The organism is Paraburkholderia edwinii (assembly GCF_019428685.1).
Classification (GTDB): Bacteria; Pseudomonadota; Gammaproteobacteria; order Burkholderiales; family Burkholderiaceae; genus Paraburkholderia; species Paraburkholderia edwinii.
Map to the genome: position 1 here is coordinate 4795816 of NZ_CP080095.1, position 18191 is coordinate 4814006.

General features: G+C 63.2%; 20 protein-coding genes and 1 pseudogene. 5 read left to right on the forward strand and 16 right to left on the reverse strand.

Translation table 11 applies throughout. The features are described from left to right. Window positions 1-3: 3 nt before the first annotated feature. From KZJ38_RS21285 to KZJ38_RS21295, 3 genes are all read right to left on the reverse strand, one after another. On the reverse strand, window positions 4-1113 hold the full coding sequence (locus KZJ38_RS21285; protein ID WP_219798110.1) for a COX15/CtaA family protein: 1110 nt from the start codon (window positions 1111-1113) through the stop codon (window positions 4-6). Window positions 1114-1170: 57 nt separating this feature from the next. Continuing rightward, window positions 1171-1866 carry an SCO family protein gene (locus tag KZJ38_RS21290; RefSeq protein ID WP_425518375.1) on the reverse strand — a complete coding sequence of 232 codons (696 nt, stop codon included), beginning with the start codon at window positions 1864-1866 and terminating at the stop codon, window positions 1171-1173. 101 nt (window positions 1867-1967) lie between these two features. Beyond that, window positions 1968-2753, reverse strand: a complete 786-nt coding sequence (locus KZJ38_RS21295) for an SURF1 family protein (protein WP_219798111.1) — start codon at window positions 2751-2753, stop codon at window positions 1968-1970. Window positions 2754-2843: 90 nt separating this feature from the next. On the opposite strand from KZJ38_RS21295, the gene KZJ38_RS21300 reads away from it, so the two are divergent. Beyond that, window positions 2844-3053: a twin transmembrane helix small protein gene (locus tag KZJ38_RS21300; protein ID WP_075155677.1), complete on the forward strand. Its 210-nt coding sequence runs from the start codon at window positions 2844-2846 to the stop codon at window positions 3051-3053. Window positions 3054-3285: 232 nt separating this feature from the next. Here KZJ38_RS21300 and KZJ38_RS21305 read toward each other — a convergent pair whose 3' ends face one another. From KZJ38_RS21305 to KZJ38_RS21340, 8 genes and pseudogenes are all read right to left on the reverse strand, one after another. Further along, window positions 3286-4143, reverse strand: a complete 858-nt coding sequence (locus KZJ38_RS21305; protein ID WP_219798112.1) for a cytochrome c oxidase subunit 3 — start codon at window positions 4141-4143, stop codon at window positions 3286-3288. Between the two features lie 142 nt (window positions 4144-4285). Continuing rightward, entirely contained in the window at window positions 4286-4495 is a 210-nt protein-coding gene (locus KZJ38_RS21310) for a DUF2970 domain-containing protein (protein WP_075158539.1), read from the reverse strand. A 116-nt stretch (window positions 4496-4611) separates the two neighbouring features. Next, on the reverse strand, window positions 4612-5208 hold the full coding sequence (locus KZJ38_RS21315; RefSeq protein ID WP_219798113.1) for a cytochrome c oxidase assembly protein: 597 nt from the start codon (window positions 5206-5208) through the stop codon (window positions 4612-4614). A 42-nt stretch (window positions 5209-5250) separates the two neighbouring features. Then, window positions 5251-5385, reverse strand: a complete 135-nt coding sequence (locus KZJ38_RS21320; protein ID WP_219800537.1) for a cytochrome oxidase small assembly protein — start codon at window positions 5383-5385, stop codon at window positions 5251-5253. 127 nt (window positions 5386-5512) lie between these two features. Continuing rightward, window positions 5513-7126, reverse strand: coding sequence for a cytochrome c oxidase subunit I (ctaD, locus tag KZJ38_RS21325; RefSeq protein ID WP_219798114.1), 1614 nt, complete (start codon window positions 7124-7126; stop codon window positions 5513-5515). A 132-nt stretch (window positions 7127-7258) separates the two neighbouring features. Continuing rightward, window positions 7259-8611, reverse strand: a pseudogene (gene coxB, locus KZJ38_RS21330) (cytochrome c oxidase subunit II); the annotation flags it as partial. A gap of 157 nt (window positions 8612-8768) precedes the next feature. Further along, complete coding sequence (locus KZJ38_RS21335) at window positions 8769-9242, reverse strand: DUF2244 domain-containing protein (RefSeq protein WP_219798115.1); 474 nt, start codon at window positions 9240-9242, stop codon at window positions 8769-8771. A gap of 350 nt (window positions 9243-9592) precedes the next feature. Then, window positions 9593-10576, reverse strand: coding sequence for a methyltransferase domain-containing protein (locus KZJ38_RS21340; RefSeq protein WP_219798116.1), 984 nt, complete (start codon window positions 10574-10576; stop codon window positions 9593-9595). 315 nt (window positions 10577-10891) lie between these two features. Here KZJ38_RS21340 and KZJ38_RS21345 point away from each other — a divergent pair, with 315 nt between their 5' ends. Together KZJ38_RS21345 and trmL are read left to right on the forward strand one after the other, a co-directional pair. Continuing rightward, complete coding sequence (locus tag KZJ38_RS21345; protein ID WP_246641815.1) at window positions 10892-11554, forward strand: ComF family protein; 663 nt, start codon at window positions 10892-10894, stop codon at window positions 11552-11554. A 19-nt stretch (window positions 11555-11573) separates the two neighbouring features. Then, complete coding sequence (gene trmL, locus KZJ38_RS21350) at window positions 11574-12044, forward strand: tRNA (uridine(34)/cytosine(34)/5-carboxymethylaminomethyluridine(34)-2'-O)-methyltransferase TrmL (RefSeq protein ID WP_219798118.1); 471 nt, start codon at window positions 11574-11576, stop codon at window positions 12042-12044. A gap of 22 nt (window positions 12045-12066) precedes the next feature. Here trmL and KZJ38_RS21355 read toward each other — a convergent pair whose 3' ends face one another. The 5 genes from KZJ38_RS21355 to KZJ38_RS21375 form a co-directional block, all read right to left on the reverse strand. Beyond that, window positions 12067-12612, reverse strand: coding sequence for an O-acetyl-ADP-ribose deacetylase (locus KZJ38_RS21355; RefSeq protein WP_219798119.1), 546 nt, complete (start codon window positions 12610-12612; stop codon window positions 12067-12069). A gap of 46 nt (window positions 12613-12658) precedes the next feature. Continuing rightward, a complete protein-coding gene (locus KZJ38_RS21360; protein WP_219798120.1) occupies window positions 12659-13657 on the reverse strand; it encodes an NAD(P)H-dependent glycerol-3-phosphate dehydrogenase in 999 nt (332 codons plus the stop codon). A gap of 22 nt (window positions 13658-13679) precedes the next feature. Then, entirely contained in the window at window positions 13680-14150 is a 471-nt protein-coding gene (gene secB, locus KZJ38_RS21365; protein ID WP_219798121.1) for a protein-export chaperone SecB, read from the reverse strand. 362 nt (window positions 14151-14512) lie between these two features. Beyond that, window positions 14513-14776 carry a glutaredoxin 3 gene (gene grxC / locus KZJ38_RS21370; RefSeq protein WP_219798122.1) on the reverse strand — a complete coding sequence of 88 codons (264 nt, stop codon included), beginning with the start codon at window positions 14774-14776 and terminating at the stop codon, window positions 14513-14515. Beyond that, window positions 14773-15198, reverse strand: coding sequence for a rhodanese-like domain-containing protein (locus KZJ38_RS21375; RefSeq protein WP_219798123.1), 426 nt, complete (start codon window positions 15196-15198; stop codon window positions 14773-14775). The genes grxC and KZJ38_RS21375 overlap by 4 nt, the downstream gene beginning before the upstream one ends. A 152-nt stretch (window positions 15199-15350) precedes the next feature. On the opposite strand from KZJ38_RS21375, the gene gpmA reads away from it, so the two are divergent. Both gpmA and KZJ38_RS21385 read left to right on the forward strand, forming a co-directional pair. After that, window positions 15351-16097: a 2,3-diphosphoglycerate-dependent phosphoglycerate mutase gene (gene gpmA / locus KZJ38_RS21380; protein WP_219798124.1), complete on the forward strand. Its 747-nt coding sequence runs from the start codon at window positions 15351-15353 to the stop codon at window positions 16095-16097. Window positions 16098-16512: 415 nt separating this feature from the next. Beyond that, window positions 16513-18114, forward strand: coding sequence for a S41 family peptidase (locus tag KZJ38_RS21385; protein ID WP_219798125.1), 1602 nt, complete (start codon window positions 16513-16515; stop codon window positions 18112-18114). Window positions 18115-18191 lie beyond the last annotated feature (77 nt).

Below are 18191 nucleotides of genomic sequence, written 5' to 3' on the forward strand. Positions count from 1 at the left end.
GGGTCACGCTGGTGCGGCATCGCGCGCAGGCAACATGGCGCGGCCGGGACGGCTAGAAGCGATTCGAAAGTTTAGCATAACGAGTAGCAGCAACAGGATCGCGGCGCCGCCGTTGTGGGCCACGGCAATCGGCAGCGGCCATTGCAACACGATGTTCGACAGGCCCGTAAAAAACTGGATGACGATCACCAGCAGCACCCCGTTCGCGGGCCGCCGCAGCGACTCGAAACGGCGCAGTTTCAGCGCGAGCCACAGCAGGTACGCCACGACGACAATCGCGAAGGTGCGATGCGTCCAGTGGATTGCCACGAGCGCGTCCTGCGTGATCATGTCGCCGTCGCCGGTCATGCCGAGCGCGCGCCACAGGTGAAAGCCGTGCGCAAAGTCCATCGGCGGCAGCCACTGGCCGTTGCAGGTCGGGAAGTCGGTGCACGCGAGCACCGCGTAGTTCGTGCTGACCCAGCCGCCGAGCGCGATCTGCACGATTAGCAGGATGAGGCCCGCCAATGCGGCCGTGCGCCAGCGGCCCGCGGCGGGCTCGAACACCGGCAGCGGCGTCTGCCGCGCCGCGAGCCAGCCGAGCGCGCCGAGCAGCGTGAGGCCGAGCAGCAGATGCGTCGTGACGATCACGGGCTGCAGTTTCATCGTGACGGTCCATGCGCCGAATATGCCCTGCACGACAATCAGCATGAGCAGCGACGTAGGCCACCACGGCGATACATGCAACGGACGCTTACGGAGACGCGCCGTCCACACGATCAGCACCTGCGCGATAATCAGCACGCCGATTGCCATCGCGAAGTAGCGATGGATCATTTCGATCCATGCTTTCGTCATGCTGACCGGGCCAGTCGGCATCGCCTGAAATGCGGCCGAGATTGCCGCGTGCGCGATAAACGGCGACGACGTGCCGTAGCAGCCGGGCCAGTCGGGACAACCGAGGCCGGAATCGGTGAGCCGCGTGAAGCCGCCGAACATCACGAGGTCGAGCGTCAGGAACGTCGTGACCCAGACGAGCTTGCGGAATTTGTCGTCGTCGGCCTTGACCCAGACGTACGAGAGCGGCAGCAGTGCGATGCACAGTCCGATCAGGCCGAGTTGCAGTACGAACATCCGTGTCTACCTCTATTTCGCGAGCGTCATTGACTCGTCAATGACACTTCCATGCCGTTAGCCGATGCCCGAATTGCGCAGCAGCTTCGATACATCGCCCTTGATCTTGCTCGGGTTCGGATCCTTCGGGAAACGCATCATCAGGTTGCCGTTCGGATCGACCATATAAATGTGATCGGTCAGCTGCGTGCCGTCGTCGACCGGCAGCCATCCGGCGACGTCGGCGGGATTAGCGACGAGCTTTTCCGTGTCTGGATAAGCGGTCTCGATCACATCGGGCACCTTCGATGCATCGGTGCGCAGCCAGACGTTGACGATACGTTCGCGTTCGCCGGCTTGCGTCACGCGAATCTGCCGCATGAAATACAGCTTGGTCGCGCAGGCCTTGTCGCACGCGCTGCTATCCACCGAGATCATCAGCCAGCGGCCGCGCATCGACGCGAGCTTCATCGGCTTGCCGTCTTCACCGGTGACGACGAGCGTATCGGGAATCGGCCGCTGCGGCTCGATCAGCTTGCCATAGCTCGTCGTGCCGCCGGTCGGCTTGATGACGTAGTACGTGAAATATGAGCCGATCACCGGCGCCGCGCAAATCAGCGCGATCAGCAGCATCATCCAGCGGCCGCGCTGCCATGAGCCCTGGCTCGGCGCGCGCTTGCCCGATCCGGGCGGTGTGCCGGGCTGCGGTTTGCCGGACTGTGGCTTGCCGGCCTGCGTGTTGCCGGCGGATGACTGTGAAGGCGACTTTTGCATCGACACTGCGTTGACCTCGTTCAATGATGGCATGGGCGGATCGGCGTTGACCGGTGCGTTGCATGCGACAACAAGCCGCATGGGGCGCGGCCGTGGCGCGCTTAAATGCCGCGCGTGCTTTCGCGTTCCTGCTTCTGTTTCTGCTCGTGCTCCGGGTTCTGCCCGGGTGGTGCGTCCAGAACCCGCTGGTCTTTCTTCGCGGCGCGCCGCGCCGCATACAAACCGAAACCGAGCGCCGCGGCCGCCATGCCCCACCACTGGAACATGTACCCGTAATTGCGCTCCACGCCCGTCGTCGGTGCGGGCCAGTCGCGCACGAGTTTGTCGCCATCGTCGCTCAACTGCTGGATCACGAACGGCTGCAGCGGCAAGCCGGTTTCGGCCGCGTACGCTTGCACGTCGAGATTCTGCCGAATCTTCTGATGCGGCGCGGACCCGCCTTCGCCAAGCTCGAACGCCTTGCTCGCATCGGCGCGCGCGATGCCTTCGATTTCGACCTCGCCTTTGGGCGTGTCGTAATGTTCGATTGCCGTGCGCACATCGGCGTTGCGCGGCAGCCAGCCTCGATTCACGAGCACATAGCCGCCGTCGCGCAGTTTAAGCGGCATCACGACATAAAAGCCGGCTTGGTCGTTATAGGGCCGATTGTCGAGGTACACCACTTGCTCGGGCATAAATTGCCCAGTCGCCCGCACACGATGGAATTCGATGTCTTTCAGCGCAACCGGCGCTGCGCTAACCGCTACGGCCGGCGCATTCTCGAACTGCGTGATGCGCGCCTCGAGCGCTTCCTTCTGATGCGCGCGGTCGCGCTGCCAGAAACCGAGACGCACCGTCACCGCGACGACGATCAGAATAAGCAGCGCCGGTAACCAGCGGATCTTCATCGTACCGGCCCCGCGAGCCGACGGACCATTACGCGCGGTGCGATAATGGCGTCATTACGTTCGCTTTCCTGAAGAGTTTCCGTGGCTTTCATGCACATTCTGGTTCCCATTGCTTTCGCGCTGATCATCGCCAGCATGATCTCGGCGCTGTACTTCATGATGCACGATCGCGGCCGCACCAAGCGTATGGTCTGGTCGCTCGCGACGCGCGTCGGGCTGTCGATTTCGCTGTTCCTGTTCATCCTGTTCGCACACTGGATGGGCTGGATCCAGTCGACCGGCATTCCGTACGGCCGCTGAAAGGGCACACCGCGGGTGGTAGCGGCTTGGGCCGGTCATCCGATAGTCCGATTGGTCCAATAGCCCGGATAGCCCGATAGCAAAACGCCGCCCCGATACAGTCGAGGGCGGCGCCTTGTAGATGTTCGTTACTGCCGTCTTACCTGTCCTGCTTTTTTCCCGCTGTTGCTGGCCAGTGCGCGACATTTGCGCGCACCCGAACCCTGCATTTCAGCTCGCCTTGCAGCCCGACTTACAGCCAGTACACGACGATGTACAGACCCAGCCACACGACGTCAACAAAGTGCCAATACCACGCGGCGCCTTCGAATGCGAAGTGATGGTCCGCCGTGAAATGGCCGCGAATCATGCGAATCAGCACCACGGTCAGCATCGTGCCGCCGAGGAACACGTGGAAGCCGTGGAAGCCCGTCAGCAGGAAGAACGTCGAACCGTACACGCCCGAGGCAAGGGTCAGGTTCAGCTCGTTGTAGGCGTGGAAGTATTCGAAGGCCTGGAAGAACAGGAACGTGAGGCCAAGCACGATCGTTGCCGCGAGCCACACGATCGCCTTCTTGCGATGATTCTCGCGCAGCGCGTGGTGCGAGACCGTCAGCGTCGCGCCCGACGACAGCAGCAGCGCGGTATTGATAGTCGGCACCGGCCACGGCGTCATCGACTTGAAGTGCGAGACGAGCGCCGCCGGCCCGATGTTCGGCCACACTGCCGAGAAATCCGGCCAGATCACCTTGTAGTCGAGGCTGCCCAGCTGATGCATCGCGATTTCGCGCGCGTAGAACAGCGCACCGAAGAACGCGCCGAAGAACATCACTTCGGAGAAGATGAACCAGCTCATGCTCCAGCGGTACGACACGTCGACGCGCTTGCCGTACATGCCGCCTTCCGACTCGGAGATCGAGTCGCCGAACCAGTGCCACAGCGTGAAGAGCAACCAGAGCAGACCGACCAGCGTCGTATACGGCGCCCACGACTCGCCGTTAATCCATGACGCGAGCGACGACAGCATGATCAACAGCCCCACCGCCGCGCTGATCGGGTGCCGCGACGGGTGCGGTATGAAATAGTACGGGCTCTCGTTTTGGCCGCTCATTCTTGATTCTCCACTTCAGTCCAGTTGTTCCGGGCTTGCCCGGCTGTATCCTCGACGGCGCGTCGGTACCGCACCGCTTCGCTTTAATCGTCCTGCCTAAACTACGCACCACCGCTTACGCACCACCGTCAGCCCACTATCGTCATCCCACCACGGCGTGCACGACGAGAATCAGGATGCCGATGAACACGGCCGCACAGATCAGCGCCGCGGCGATCACATGCAGCGGATTCAGCTGCGTCGCATCCGCCTCGAGGTCGCGACGCTTGCGTACGCCGAAAAACGACCACATGACGGCCTTCATCGACTGGCCGAAGCTGCTCTTGCTGCGTCCACGGCCGTTATCGCTCATTGTTGCCGCCTCTCCCGTCGCGCTGTTCCTGCTGGTGCTGCCACTGGTGCCGCTTTTGGTGGTCATGCAGCCGCCATTCCTTGGCTGTGGTTTTCAACCGCTGTTTCCTGCTTCCGTCAGGCCGGGTTTGCGCCCTGCCCGTCGGTGTTGTTCTTCGCCGGCGCGGCCGGCGCATTCAATTCGAAAAACGTGTACGACAGCGTGATCGTCTTCACATCCTTCGGCAACTTCGGGTCAACCACGAACACGACCGGCAGCAGCTTCGTCTCGTGCGCAGCGAGCTTCTGCTGCGTAAAGCAAAAACATTCGATCTTCCGGAAGTACTCGGTGGCCTCGCGCGGCGCGTAGCTCGGAATTGCCTGCGCGTCGATCGCGCGTCCTTGCGCGTTGGTCACCTGGTACATCACCGTCGTTACTTCGCCCGGATGCACGTCGATCGCGTTCTGCTCGGGCTTGAAACCCAACGGCCCACGCGCGTTCGCATCGAATTCGATCGAGATCGTGCGCGTCATGTCGACCTGCGTGTTCTTCGCGTCGCGCGCGCTCGTATCGCGCTGCACGAGATTGTTGATGCCGGTCACCTCGCAAATCGCACGGTACATCGGCACCAGCGCAAAACCAAAACCGAACATCAGAAACGCCACCACCACGAGCTTGAACAGCATCGAGCGGTTGAACGAGCGCGTGACCTCGTTCGGCGAATGCATCGACATCGAACTTCCTTAATGAAGCTTCAGGCTGCTACGAACCAGCCGCTACGAAAACCAGATTTGCTTGACAAAGGCCGCCACGAAAAACGAGGCTGCAATCGCAAACAGGATCAAGCCAAGTCGCCGGGTGCCTGCACGAATTTCCTCGGGAGTACGCCTCTTCGGTGGTTTCCGCGTCATGCTGGTATTTCGGGTCACGTCCATCGCTGCCTGCTCGAGCTGGCGATCTTTCCGCACCTGTGTGCCCATGCCGCGAAAGATCGCCTTCTCTTCAATTGAGTTTGCTTATGTGCCGCTTATGTGCTGCTTACTCGACCGTCGGCGGGTTTTCGAACGTGTGGAACGGAGCCGGGCTCGGCACCGTCCATTCGAGGCCCGTCGCACCTTCCCACGGCTTGTCGCCGGCCTTTTCCAGGTCGCCGCCGCCGCGATAGGCAGGCAGCGCAACCGCGAACAGGAAGTACACCTGCGCGAGACCGAAGCCGAACGCGCCGATCGTGATCACCTGGTTCCAGTCGGTGAACTGGGCCGGATAGTCAGCGTAACGACGCGGCATGCCGGCCAGACCGACGAAGTGCATCGGCAGGAACGCGAGGTTGAAGAAGAACAGCGACGCCCAGAAGTGAATCTTGCCGCGCGTCTCGTTGTACATCCAGCCGGTCCATTTCGGCGCCCAGTAATACCAGCCGGAGAAGAGTCCGAACAGCGACCCCGCCACCAGCACGTAGTGGAAGTGCGCCACCACGAAGTAGGTGCCGTGGTACTGGATGTCGAGCGGCGCCATTGCGAGCATCAGGCCCGTCAGACCGCCGAACGTGAACACGAAGAGGAAGCCCACCGCGAACAGCATCGGCGTTTCGAACGTGAGCGAACCGCGCCACATCGTCGCGACCCAGTTGAACACTTTCACGCCGGTCGGCACCGCGATCAGCATCGTCGCGTACATGAAGAACAGCTGGCCCGTCACCGGCATGCCCGTGGCGAACATGTGGTGCGCCCAGACCATGAACGACAGGATCGCGATCGACGCCGTTGCGTAGACCATCGAGCTATAGCCGAACAGCGGCTTGCGCGCGAACGCCGGAATCACCTGCGACACGATCCCGAACGCCGGCAAGATCATGATGTACACCTCGGGGTGACCGAAGAACCAGAAGATATGCTGGTACATCACCGGGTCGCCGCCGCCTGCCGCGTTGAAGAACGACGTGCCGAAGTGGCGATCGAACAGGATCATCGTGATCGCGCCCGCGAGCACCGGCATCACGGCGATCAGCAGGTAGGCGGTGATGAGCCACGTCCACACGAACATCGGCATCTTCATCAGCGTCATGCCCGGTGCGCGCAGATTCAGGATCGTCACGACGATATTGATACCGCCCATGATCGACGACGCGCCCATGATGTGGACCGCGAAGATCGCGAAGTCCATGCCCGGGCCCATCTGCGTGGAGAGCGGTGCGTAGAGCGTCCAGCCCGCCGCCGTCGCGCCGCCCGGCGCGAAGAACGAACCGACCAGCAGACACGCTGCAGCCGGCAACAGCCAGAAGCTGAAGTTGTTCATCCGGGCGAAGGCCATGTCCGACGCGCCGATCTGCAGCGGGATCATCCAGTTCGCGAAGCCGACGAAGGCCGGCATGATCGCGCCGAACACCATGATGAGGCCGTGCATGGTGGTCAACTGGTTGAAGAACTCGGGTCGCATGATCTGCAGGCCCGGCTCGAACAGCTCCGCGCGGATGCCGAGCGCCATCACCCCGCCGGACAGGAACATGATGAACGAGAACAGCAGGTACAGCGTGCCGATATCCTTGTGGTTCGTCGCGAACAGCCAGCGGCGCCAGCCGGTCGGCGTGCCGTGCGCATGATCGCCGTGCACATGATCGTGCCCTGGGGCAACATCGTGTCCGATGCTAGACATGACAATCTCCTAAAACGAATGCTTCTTGGCCGACAAGCGAAACGTCAGGCCGCAGGGCTGATTCAATACGCAGGGCGTCGCTATGCCTGTTGCTCGCGCCGCCCATCATGTTTTTCCGGTTCATTGTGCACCCGATGCCGGCGCCGCTGCCGACGCGCCGGCAGTGTCCGACGCACCGGCCGGTTCGCTGCCCGCCGCGGCTGCGTCGCTCGCACCCGCTGCGCCGCTTGCGGCCGACTCGCTTGCACCGGCCGCCGCGCCCGCGGCACCCGCGCCGCCAGCCAGGTGATCGCCGCCTTCGGGCAGCTTGCCGTTGCGTGCATCGGCGACCTGCTTCGGCTGCAGGACGTCGCCCGTGTGGTTGCCCCACGAGTTGCGCTCGAACGTGATGACCGATGCGATCTCGACGTCGTTCAACGTCGGCGCCCACGACGGCATTGCGCCCTTGCCCTTCAGCACGATGCTCACGTGCTGCGCGATCGGACCGTTGGCGATCTTGCTACCGTCGAGCGCCGGGAACTGGCCCGCGCCCTTGCCGGTCGGCTGGTGGCACACCGCGCAATTTGCCGCGTAGACCTTCGCGCCACGCTCGGTCAGTTCGGCGAGCGTGTAGGTACGGTTCGGATCGTCGGCGCCGGCCGCCATTTTCTTCTTCTCGGCGTCGACCCACTTTGCGTAGTCTTCGTCGGACAGCACGGTCACGACGACCGGCATGAACGCGTGTTCCTTGCCGCACAGCTCGGTACAGAAGCCGCGGAACGTGCCGACCTTATCGGCCTTGAACCACGTATCGCGCACGAAGCCCGGAATCGCATCCTGCTTCACGCCGAACGCGGGCACGTACCACGAGTGCACGACGTCGTTGGCGGTGGTGATGATGCGGATTTTCTTGTTGACAGGCACGACGAGCGGATTGTCGACTTCCTGCAGGTAGGTATCGGTGATCGGCTCACGTCCGTCGACCTCGGCACGCGGCGTGGAGAGCGTGGACAGGAAGCTGATGCCTTCGCCCGGTCCCTTCACGTAGTCGTAGCCCCACTTCCACTGGTAGCCGGTGACCTTGACCGTCAGATCGGCGTTGCTCGTGTCCTTCATCGCGACCACCGTCTTCGTGGCCGGCAGCGCCATCAACACGACGATGATGAACGGGACGACCGTCCAGATGATTTCGACGGTGGTGCTTTCGTGGAAATTGGCGGCCTTGTAGCCCCTCGACTTGCGGTGCATGAACACCGAGTAGAACATCACCCCGAACACGCCGACGAAGATCACCGTACAGAGGACCAGCATGGACATGTGGAGGCTGTAGAGCTCTGCAGCGATCTTCGTCACCGGCGGCTGGAAATTGATCTCGTTGACGCGGGGACCGCCGGGACTGTCGCCGACTGCAAGGGCGGCACCGGCGAACAGCAGCCCGCTACCCGCCAGCACGCCCATCAGGGCTCGCTTGATTGTTTTCATAGCTTCCTTACCCAAAATTTCCATTCAAACCCTCGACCCCGCAGGAAGGTGTTCCGCGCCCCCCTCGATGGCGCGGTCAGTGTTTGTCCGATTGCGTCCGGTACCCGCAGACACGCTCGCCGATGCTGCGGCGCGCCGGCCTGGCCGCGTCGTGCTGCTTCGTTCGCCGACACCGGTCACGTCAACACTGTCTAAGCCACCTGCGCAGTTCGTTCGCAAATTCTGCGCGCCGATACTGCGCAAGATGCTGCCCAATCTCGATCGTCTCGCCGCGCGAGACCAGCTTGATCCGGTCGCGCGGCGTTGCTCCCGGCTCGACCCGCACCCAGCGCGGATTGAACTCGAACTGCGTGACATCTTCGGCGCTGACCTGTTCGATCACGAGGCGGTTCGGATAGAGCCTGACGCGTTCGTAATCGACCGCATGCCGCGCATACATGGCAAAAGCAACGCCGACCGCCAACAACTCAATCCCGGTAAACGGCAGCACCAGCCATGCGCCGCACAACACCAGCAGAAACGCGATGAACAGCGAGAACGACGCAAGCGACATATAAAACCATACGAACTGCCGCGGCGATACCGCGCAGTTACGCTTCATCAGCCAGTCTTTCACGACCGGTTCAGGACCCGTCAGCAGATCGGTTGCTTCCATCGCTGCCTCCCGCGTACTGCCCGCCGCCGCCTGCCGCTCAACCGCGGCGGCGCTGCTGTGTCACTCGCCTGCCTCTGACCGCCCGCCGTATCGAGCGCACCGGGCACATACCCCGACGCCCAATTCGTTGCGCCTGCCGCCCCAATGTGGGGACCCCCGGGCGACAAACTGACGCATTATAGGCGCGTTCTATGGCATCCACAAGCAAGCGTCTATCGGCTCGTAAGCCATGTGCGACAAGCCTCTGCGCCGTTTTGCCGCACCTCGCACAGGTGTCTTTACGAGGCTGATTCCCGGCATAACGGAACCATGCGTCGTCGCCTTTAGCCTCATTTTCGTCAACGCTTCCGTCAACGGTTCTTCGACGGACCGCGTCCGATGTCCTCGATCCGCACGATGCCGTGCCCTTCGGCGGTCGTGCGCGGCACCGCCTTCCACGCATGACCGTATATCACTTCGAACGTCAGCGGGATCGTACCGTCCGCCCGGCGGCGCGCTTCGAGCGCGGCCACCAACGCTTGGTGCAAGCGCCGCGCGGACATGCCCGAGGCCGCCGTCGCATCGATCGTCGCCGCGCGTTCGAACGGGTACGCGCCCCAGCGGCGCACGTCAGTCAATAGCGACTGCGGCGATTGATAGGTGATCGTCAGCGTTTCCTGGTCCATCACCGGAATCTCGAAGCCGCTCTCGACCAGCATGTCGCCCAGATCGTGCATGTCGACGAAGTCGATCACATGCGCGCGCGATGCATTGCCGTGCGCCGCTTCGACTTCAGCATACGCGCCGCGCAACTCTTTTAGTGTGTCCGGGCCGAGCGTGCTGAACATCAGCAGGCCGCCCACCTTCAGCACGCGCTGCCACTCGGGAAAGACCAGATCGGGACGCGAATGCCAATGCAGCGCAAGGTTTGACCAGATCAGCTCGAACGCGCCCGCTGCAAACGGCAGCGCGGCAAAATCCGCCTGCGCGAAGCGCGGACCGCGCGTGCCGAGCGCCTTGCCGAGCGCGGCGGGCAGAAAGCGCCGCCAGCTCGTATCGCCGACATCGTGATGCACCGCACGCGCAAGCATCTGCCACGACAGATCCGTACCGAATACCGGCGCTTCGGGAAAGCGCTGACGCAGCACCGGTAGATCGTCGCCCGCGCCGCAGCCCGCATCGAGCACGTGCGCGGGTGTCACCTTGATGTAATCGAGCCGTTCGCGCATGCGCTGCGCGATTTCGCGCGGCAGGAACGCAACCTCGCCGAAGGTCGCGGCACGGCGATCGAAAATGCGCCTCAGGCGTCGCGAATCATAGGCCGGACGGCCAGTTTGGCTCGAAGAGGGGGGCATGGGAGTCGTACTGACGAAGAGTGCGAAGTATACTCGCTCGCTTCCATCCGTTCAGCGCAAACGACCTGCTGGCGGTTACACAGGCACTTCGCCATCTATCGAAGCACGCAGCCACCCATGCAGTTGAGCCCTCTTCTTCGGCAATCGTCAGCCATGATTCGTCGGACTTTGCATCGTGCAAAGCGGATCGAGGGTGTGCGGCCGTTTTTGTCGCGGCTGCCCAGCATTGCACGATGGTTGAAACGGGCCGGGTCCAAGGTCGCGCCGCGCGTCTTGCAGTTCGCACTGCCCAATCTGTGCGCGCTATGCGGCAATATGTCGCACAAGACATTGTGCGACGGTTGCGACGCGGCGTACTGGAACGAAGCGCGTTTGCGTTGCACGGTCTGCGCGTTTCCGCTGACCGCGGGTTCATCACGCCGCACCGGCGCGGCGCGCTATCGATGCGCGACCTGTCGTACCGCACCGCCGCCGTTCGATGCGACCTTCGCGCTCGCCGATTACCGCGCGCCGCTCGATGCGCTCGCGCTGGGCCTCAAATTTCGTGCGCGCCTGACGCTAGCGCGCGAGTTCGCCTCGCGCCTCGCGACGCTCGCGGGCGACGCGCTCGAAGGCGCGCATCTGCCCGACGTCGTCGTGCCGGTTCCGCTTGCGCGCAAACGGCTTGTCGAACGCGGCTACAACCAGGCATGGGAAATTGCGCGACCGTTCGCCCGGGCGTTGCATATACCGGCCGACGCCACGCTGATTCGCCGCGTCGTCGAGACCGCGCCGCAGTCGCGGCTCGATCTGAGCGCGCGCCGGCAAAACGTCGGCCGCGCGTTTGCGCTGACCAGACCGGTAGAAGGCTTGCACGTTGCGCTCGTCGACGATGTGATGACGACCGGCGCCACGCTCGAAGCGCTCGCTCATATGCTGAAAGCGGCCGGCGCGCGCCGCGTGACGAATTTCGTTGTGCTCCGTACGCCGAAACACTAGCTCTTAAGATTCGCTGACCATGTTCAACGTCGTACTCGTCGAACCGGAAATTCCGCCGAATACCGGCAACGTGATCCGCCTGTGCGCAAACACCGGCGCGCGGCTGCATCTGATCGAGCCGCTCGGCTTCCCGCTCGACGACGCGAAAATGCGCCGCGCGGGCCTCGACTATCACGAATACGCGCGGATGCATGTGCATCGCGACTGGGATGCGCTGATTGCCGCCGAAGCGCCAGACCCCGCGCGGATGTTCGCGTTCACGACGCGCGGTTCGAGCCCGTTTCACTCGCACGCGTTCGTGCCCGGCGACTGGTTCGTGTTCGGCGCGGAAACACGCGGACTGCCCGACGCGGTGCTGAGCCGCTTCGATGCCGCACAGCGCGTGCGCCTGCCGATGCGGCCCGGCAACCGCAGTCTGAATCTGTCGAATACGGTGGCAGTGGTCGTGTTCGAGGCGTGGCGTCAGGCCGGCTTCGAAGGCGGCGCCTGATCGCGCGGCGCCGCAGCGCGAGTTAGGACTTGCGTTTGGCCTCGAGTTCGGCCTTGAATTTGGCCTCATAGCGGCGAAACATCTGATCGTCGAAGCACGCGAAGATCACACGCTCAATGCCGCGCGCGTGCGGCAGAGTGTCGATGACCGTCGAGACGGCGATATGCACGGCGTCATCGGGCGGGTAGTGGTACACGCCGCAACTGATCGCCGGAAATGCAATGCTTTTGAGGTGCGCGTGTTGCGCAAGTTCGAGCGAGCGGCGGTAGCAGGACGCAAGCAGTTCTGCCTCGCCGCGGCCGCCGCCGTGCCACACCGGGCCGACCGCATGAATCACATGTCTGGCCGGCAGCTTGTAGCCGCGCGTGATTTTCGCGTCGCCGGTCGCACAGCCGTTGAGCGTTTCGCACTCGCGTAGCAGTTCGCGGCCCGCCGCGCGATGAATCGCGCCGTCTACACCACCTCCGCCGAGCAATGACGTATTGGCCGCGTTAACGATGGCGCCGACGTCGAGCGTGGTGATGTCGACGACTTGCGCTTCGAGTGTGCAATGACCGATGGCGAGCATGGGAATTGACCTCCGGATCGGATGCGCTGGCTCGCACGCCCCGCCACTACTCCGCTTTCGCGTCCCGTCGCAACAACGCGCTAACCGCATCACGCGGCGCGACACCGTCGAACAGGACCGCGCAGACGGCCTGCGTGATCGGCACTTCGATCGCATGCGCGCGTGCAATCGACAGCACCGCTTGCGCGCAGCGCACGCCCTCGGCCACATGGCCAAGCGCGCCGAGAATATCGGCGAGCGTTCGACCCGACGCCAGTTGCATACCGACCGTGCGATTGCGCGATAAATCGCCGGTGGCCGTCAGGATCAGATCGCCGAGACCGGTGAGGCCCGTGAACGTCTCCGCGCGACCGCCGAGCGTCACGCCGAGGCGCGTCATTTCGGCGAGCCCACGTGTGATCAACGCGGCGCGCGCGTTGAGCCCGAGGCCCAACCCGTCGGCAATGCCGGTCGCGATCGCGAGCACATTCTTTACCGCGCCGCCCACCTCGACGCCGACGACATCGTCGCCGGTATAGATGCGCATCGCGCCATGGTGAAACGCAGCGAGCGTGCGCTCGCGGCAGATGGCCGACGCACTCGCAACCGTCAATGCGACCGGCAGGTTCTGCCCGACTTCGCGCGCAAAACTCGGTCCCGACAGCACGCCATTGCTCGGATGGCCGGCCAGTTCCTGCGCGACGACCTGATGCGGCATCAGTTGCGTATCGGCTTCAAACCCTTTGCACAGCCAGATGACGTTCGCTGGCACGCGCCGCGCGTCGTGCATCGCGCGAATCAGCGCGCGCAAGCCCGCGACGGGCGTCGCAACGACGCACAGCGCGTCGTCGGCGACTGCGTGATCGAGCGCGGCGGACAAATCGGCTTCGTAGCGCAGCGCCGCCGGCAAAGCAACGCCCGCCAGATAGCGGGCGTTTTCATGCGTCGAGGCAAGCTCGGCGACCAGCGCGCCATCGCGCGCCCACAGCACGGTATCGTGCCGCGTCGCCAGATGACCGGCGAGCGCCGTACCCCATGCGCCGGCGCCTAGTACAGCGACCTTCATGGCCGGCACCGTGCGGGGCGCGTCAGTGCGTGGCGCCGCTTTGCGCGCCGCCGTTTTGCGAGGCGATTTGCGCGAGACGCTGCTCATAGAGCGCCTGGAAGTTGATTTCGGCGAGGTGGATCGGCGGGAAGCCGGCGCGCGTGATCGCATCGGCGATATTCGAGCGCAGGTACGGGAACAGAATGGTCGGGCACGCGATGCCGACGAGCGGGTCGATCTGCTCAGCCGGAATGTTGCGGATGTCGAAAATGCCGGCTTGCTTCGCTTCGATCAGGAACGCGACCTTGTCGTTGACCTTCGCGGTGACGGTGCCGGTAACGAGAATCTCGAACACGGTATCGGCAAGACGCTCGGCCTTCACGTCCACTTCGACTTCGACCGACGGCATTTCCTGCTCGAGGAAGATGGCCGGCGAATTCGGCTGCTCGAGCGACATGTCCTTCAGATAGATGCGCTGGATATTGAAGAACGGCTGGTTATTCTCGTCGGACATGATTCGGTACTCCCTTGTGTACGTTGCGGCGGGCTTTGGCGGCCCGCCGGATTATAAGTTTGCTGGTGTGGCGCTGTGAGCCGGTGAGCCTGGAAGAAGCCCGTGCGGCTCCGGTTCAGGCGACATCGCGGGCTACATTCGTGTGACGTCGGAATGACCTCGGCTCAGGCGTTCGAACGGGCGTGGAAGCGCTGAAACCCCGCAGCCAGCGTTTGAAAACCGGCGCCCGGCGTTCGAACCGGCGCCACCCCGGTTTCCGCCGAACATTTGCCTCGCCGATCTGTGCTGTGGCCACACACTGTGTGCGACAGCACAACCGGCGGCCCGGACTAGCGGACCAACGGACTCACGCCCGTCAACGTTCAGACCACTTCTTCGAGCAGCGGCGCCAGACCGCCGGCGCGATCGAGCGCGGACAGGTCATCGTAACCGCCCACATGTGTTTCGCCGATGAAAACCTGCGGCACCGTGCGGCGCCCCGTGCGGGTCATCATTTCCTGGCGGCGTGCCGGATCCTTGTCGATCAGCACTTTCTCGATCTGATCGACGCCGCGCGACTTCAGCAGGCGCTCAGCCATCTGGCAATACGGACACACTTGCGTGCTGTACATGATCACTTTGTTCACTTCGCTGCTCCTTGTTTGACGACCGGCATGCCCGCCTGCTGCCAGGCGTTCACGCCGCCTTCGAGCACATGCACTTCGGCATAGCCTGCGTCACGCACGATACGTGCGGCCTTGTTCGAATGCTGACCGGTCTGGCACACCAGCAGCACCGGGTTGCTCTTGTTCTTCACGAGCTGCCCGACCTTTGCCTGCAGTTCCGCAAACTCCACGTGGCGAGCCGACGGCAGATGGCCGTTGGCGAACTCCGCCGCTGGGCGCAGGTCAACCACCACAGCATTGCGACGGTTGATGAGCTGTGTCGCTTCCGCGGCAGACAGGCCGCCGCGGCCGCGGCGGGCGATCATCGGCCACAGGAGCAACGCCCCGGAGATGAGGGCGGCCGCGATCAGGACAAGGTTCGAGTAATCGGTGAAAAACGTCACGGAATGTTTGCCGGAAAAGTAAGAAACGGTGAGAAATTAAAAAGGGCAATCCGGCCATTATAAAATAACCGCCTGTCCCGATGGCGACCGCATAGAATGTGCCGCGGCCCGCGCCTCGCATTACCGCTTCCTTACTACCGACCGGCAAGACCATGTACAAACTCGTTCTCATCCGCCACGGCGAATCGACGTGGAACAAGGAAAACCGCTTCACGGGCTGGGTCGACGTCGACCTGACCGAGCAGGGCGTTCGCGAGGCAAAACAGGCGGGCGACCTGCTGAAGGACGCCGGCTACACGTTCGACATCGCGTATACGTCGGTATTGAAGCGCGCGATCCGCACGCTGTGGCACGTTCAGGACCAGATGGACCTGATGTACCTGCCCGTCGTCCATTCGTGGCGCCTCAACGAACGCCATTACGGGGCGCTCGCGGGCCTGAACAAGGCCGAGACGGCCCAGAAGTACGGCGACGAACAGGTGCTGATCTGGCGCCGCAGCTACGACACGCCGCCGCCCGCGCTCGAGCCCACCGATTCGCGCGCGTCGTTCGGCGACCCGCGCTACGCGAAAGTGCCGCGCGAGCAACTGCCGCTCACCGAGTGTCTGAAGGACACGGTGGCGCGCGTCATGCCGATCTGGAACGAATCGATCGCGCCGGCCATCAAATCGGGCCGCAACGTGCTGATCGCCGCGCACGGCAACTCGATCCGCGCGCTCGTCAAATATCTGGACGAAATCTCGGATCAGGACATCGTCGGCTTGAACATTCCGAACGGTGTGCCACTGGTCTACGAACTCGACGAAGCGCTGAAGCCGATCAAACACTACTATCTGGGAGATCCGGAGGCGATCGCGAAGGCGCAGGCGGCGGTCGCCAAACAGGGCAAGGCGGGCTGACCGGCTGCAAATGCACGCGCCGAAGCGCGTGCGGGCCCGGGCGCGGCAAAAATGCCCGCTCCGGGCCCGCGCTTCAGATTCGTGACTCAGGTTCGTGGATCAGGTTCTTGGATCAGGTTCGTGACTCAGTGTCGTAACTTCAGGCGCACCGCTTTAAGACGGCTTTAAGCGCGCTTGCGTATAAATGCAGCAGCCTGACGCAAGGGTTCAATGTGGGAAGTATCAACGCACCACCGCGCGTCGGCTACCGCACATACACTATGCGCTACCGCCCGCGACGATCCGAAGAACCTCGCTGTCCTGAGCTTGTCGAAACGCCGGTCAACCGCCCAAACGGCTTTCCCGGCGTCGAGAAGTTATACTTGTCCGTCCTTACCCTTCACGCTGCCACGCGCTTCCGACCGCAACAGACTCTATGCGAAAGAACCTGAAAACTATCGGCCTGATCGCCGCGGGCCTTGCTACCGGCGTTTTTGCGACTCTGCAACTTTCCGCCTCGGCCCAGCAAACTCCCGTTCCCGCGTCCAGTCCTCTGCCGCTCGACCAGTTGCGGCTTTTTGCCGAAGTCTTCGGTCAGATCAAGCATGAGTACGTCGAACCGGTCGACGATAAGAAGCTGCTGACGGCCGCGATCAAGGGCATGGTGTCGAGCCTCGATCCGCACTCGTCGTATCTCGACAAGACCGATTACGAAGAGCTGCAGGAACAAACCAAAGGCCGTTTCGCGGGTCTCGGCATCGAGATCTCGCAGGAAGACGGCCTCATCAAGGTGATCTCGCCGATCGAAGACACGCCCGCGTTCCGCGCCGGCATCCGTCCGGGCGACCTGATCACGCGCATCAACGACAAGCCCGTACGCGGCATGACGCTCGACAAGGCTGTCAAGCAGATGCGCGGCGAGCCGGGCACCAAGGTCACGCTTACGATCTTCCGTAAGACCGACGACCGCACGTTCCCGCTCACGGTGACGCGCGCGATCATCAAGGTGAAGAGCGTGAAGTCGAAGATCCTCGCGCCCGGTTATGCCTACATCCGTATTACGAGCTTCCAGGAACGGACCGTGCCGGATCTCGCCGCGGCCATGCAGGACATCGCGCGCCAGCAGCCGAACCTGAAGGGCCTGATCCTGGATCTGCGCAACAACGGCGGCGGTCTGCTGCAAAGCGCGGTCGGCGTCGCGGGCGCGTTCCTGCCGCCGGATTCGGTTGTCGTGTCGACCAACGGCCAGATTCCGGATTCGAAGCAGGTCTATCGCGACACCTACGATAACTACCGCCTGTCGTCGTTCGACGGCGATCCGCTGAAGGGTCTGCCGCCGATCTTCAAGACGGTGCCAATGATCGTGCTGACCAACGCCTACTCGGCTTCGGCGTCGGAAATCGTCGCCGGCGCGCTGCAGGATCAGCATCGCGCGCTGATCGTCGGCAAGACGACGTTCGGCAAGGGTTCGGTGCAGACGGTGCGTCCGATGACCGCCGACACCGCGTTGCGCCTGACCACGGCGTACTACTACACGCCGAGCGGCCGTTCGATCCAGAACAAGGGCATCCGCCCGGATATCGCGGTCGATCAGTACGCGGACGGCGATCCGGACGACGCACTCGTCACGCGTGAAGTCGATTATTCGAATCACCTCGCGAACACGCAGGATCCGAACGAGAAGAAGGAGCAGGAACAGCGCGAACAGGAGCGCATGGATCAGCTGCGTCTGCTCGAAGAGCAGAACGATAAGAAGACGCCGGAACAGCGTCAGAAGGATCGTGATCGCAAGCCGGTCGAGTTCGGTTCGAACGACGACTTCATGCTGCAGCAAGGTCTTAACAAGCTCGAAGGCAAGCCCGTCGCGGAATCGAAGTCGCTCATGGAGCGCCGCCTCGCGCAGAACAAGCCGGCGCAATCGGCTTCGGCACCGGTCGCGGTGAAGCCGGCATTGCCGGTTACGCCAGGCGCGTCGGGGCCGGGTGCAGCGGCGCCCGCACCGGCGTCGTCGGGTGCGACGTCGAGCAGCAGCAAGTAAGGGTTAAAGCACGGGTCTTCGCGGCTGGCTGCATGCCGAGAAGACCCGAATTCTTTTGGCCCTGCCTTCCGAATCCG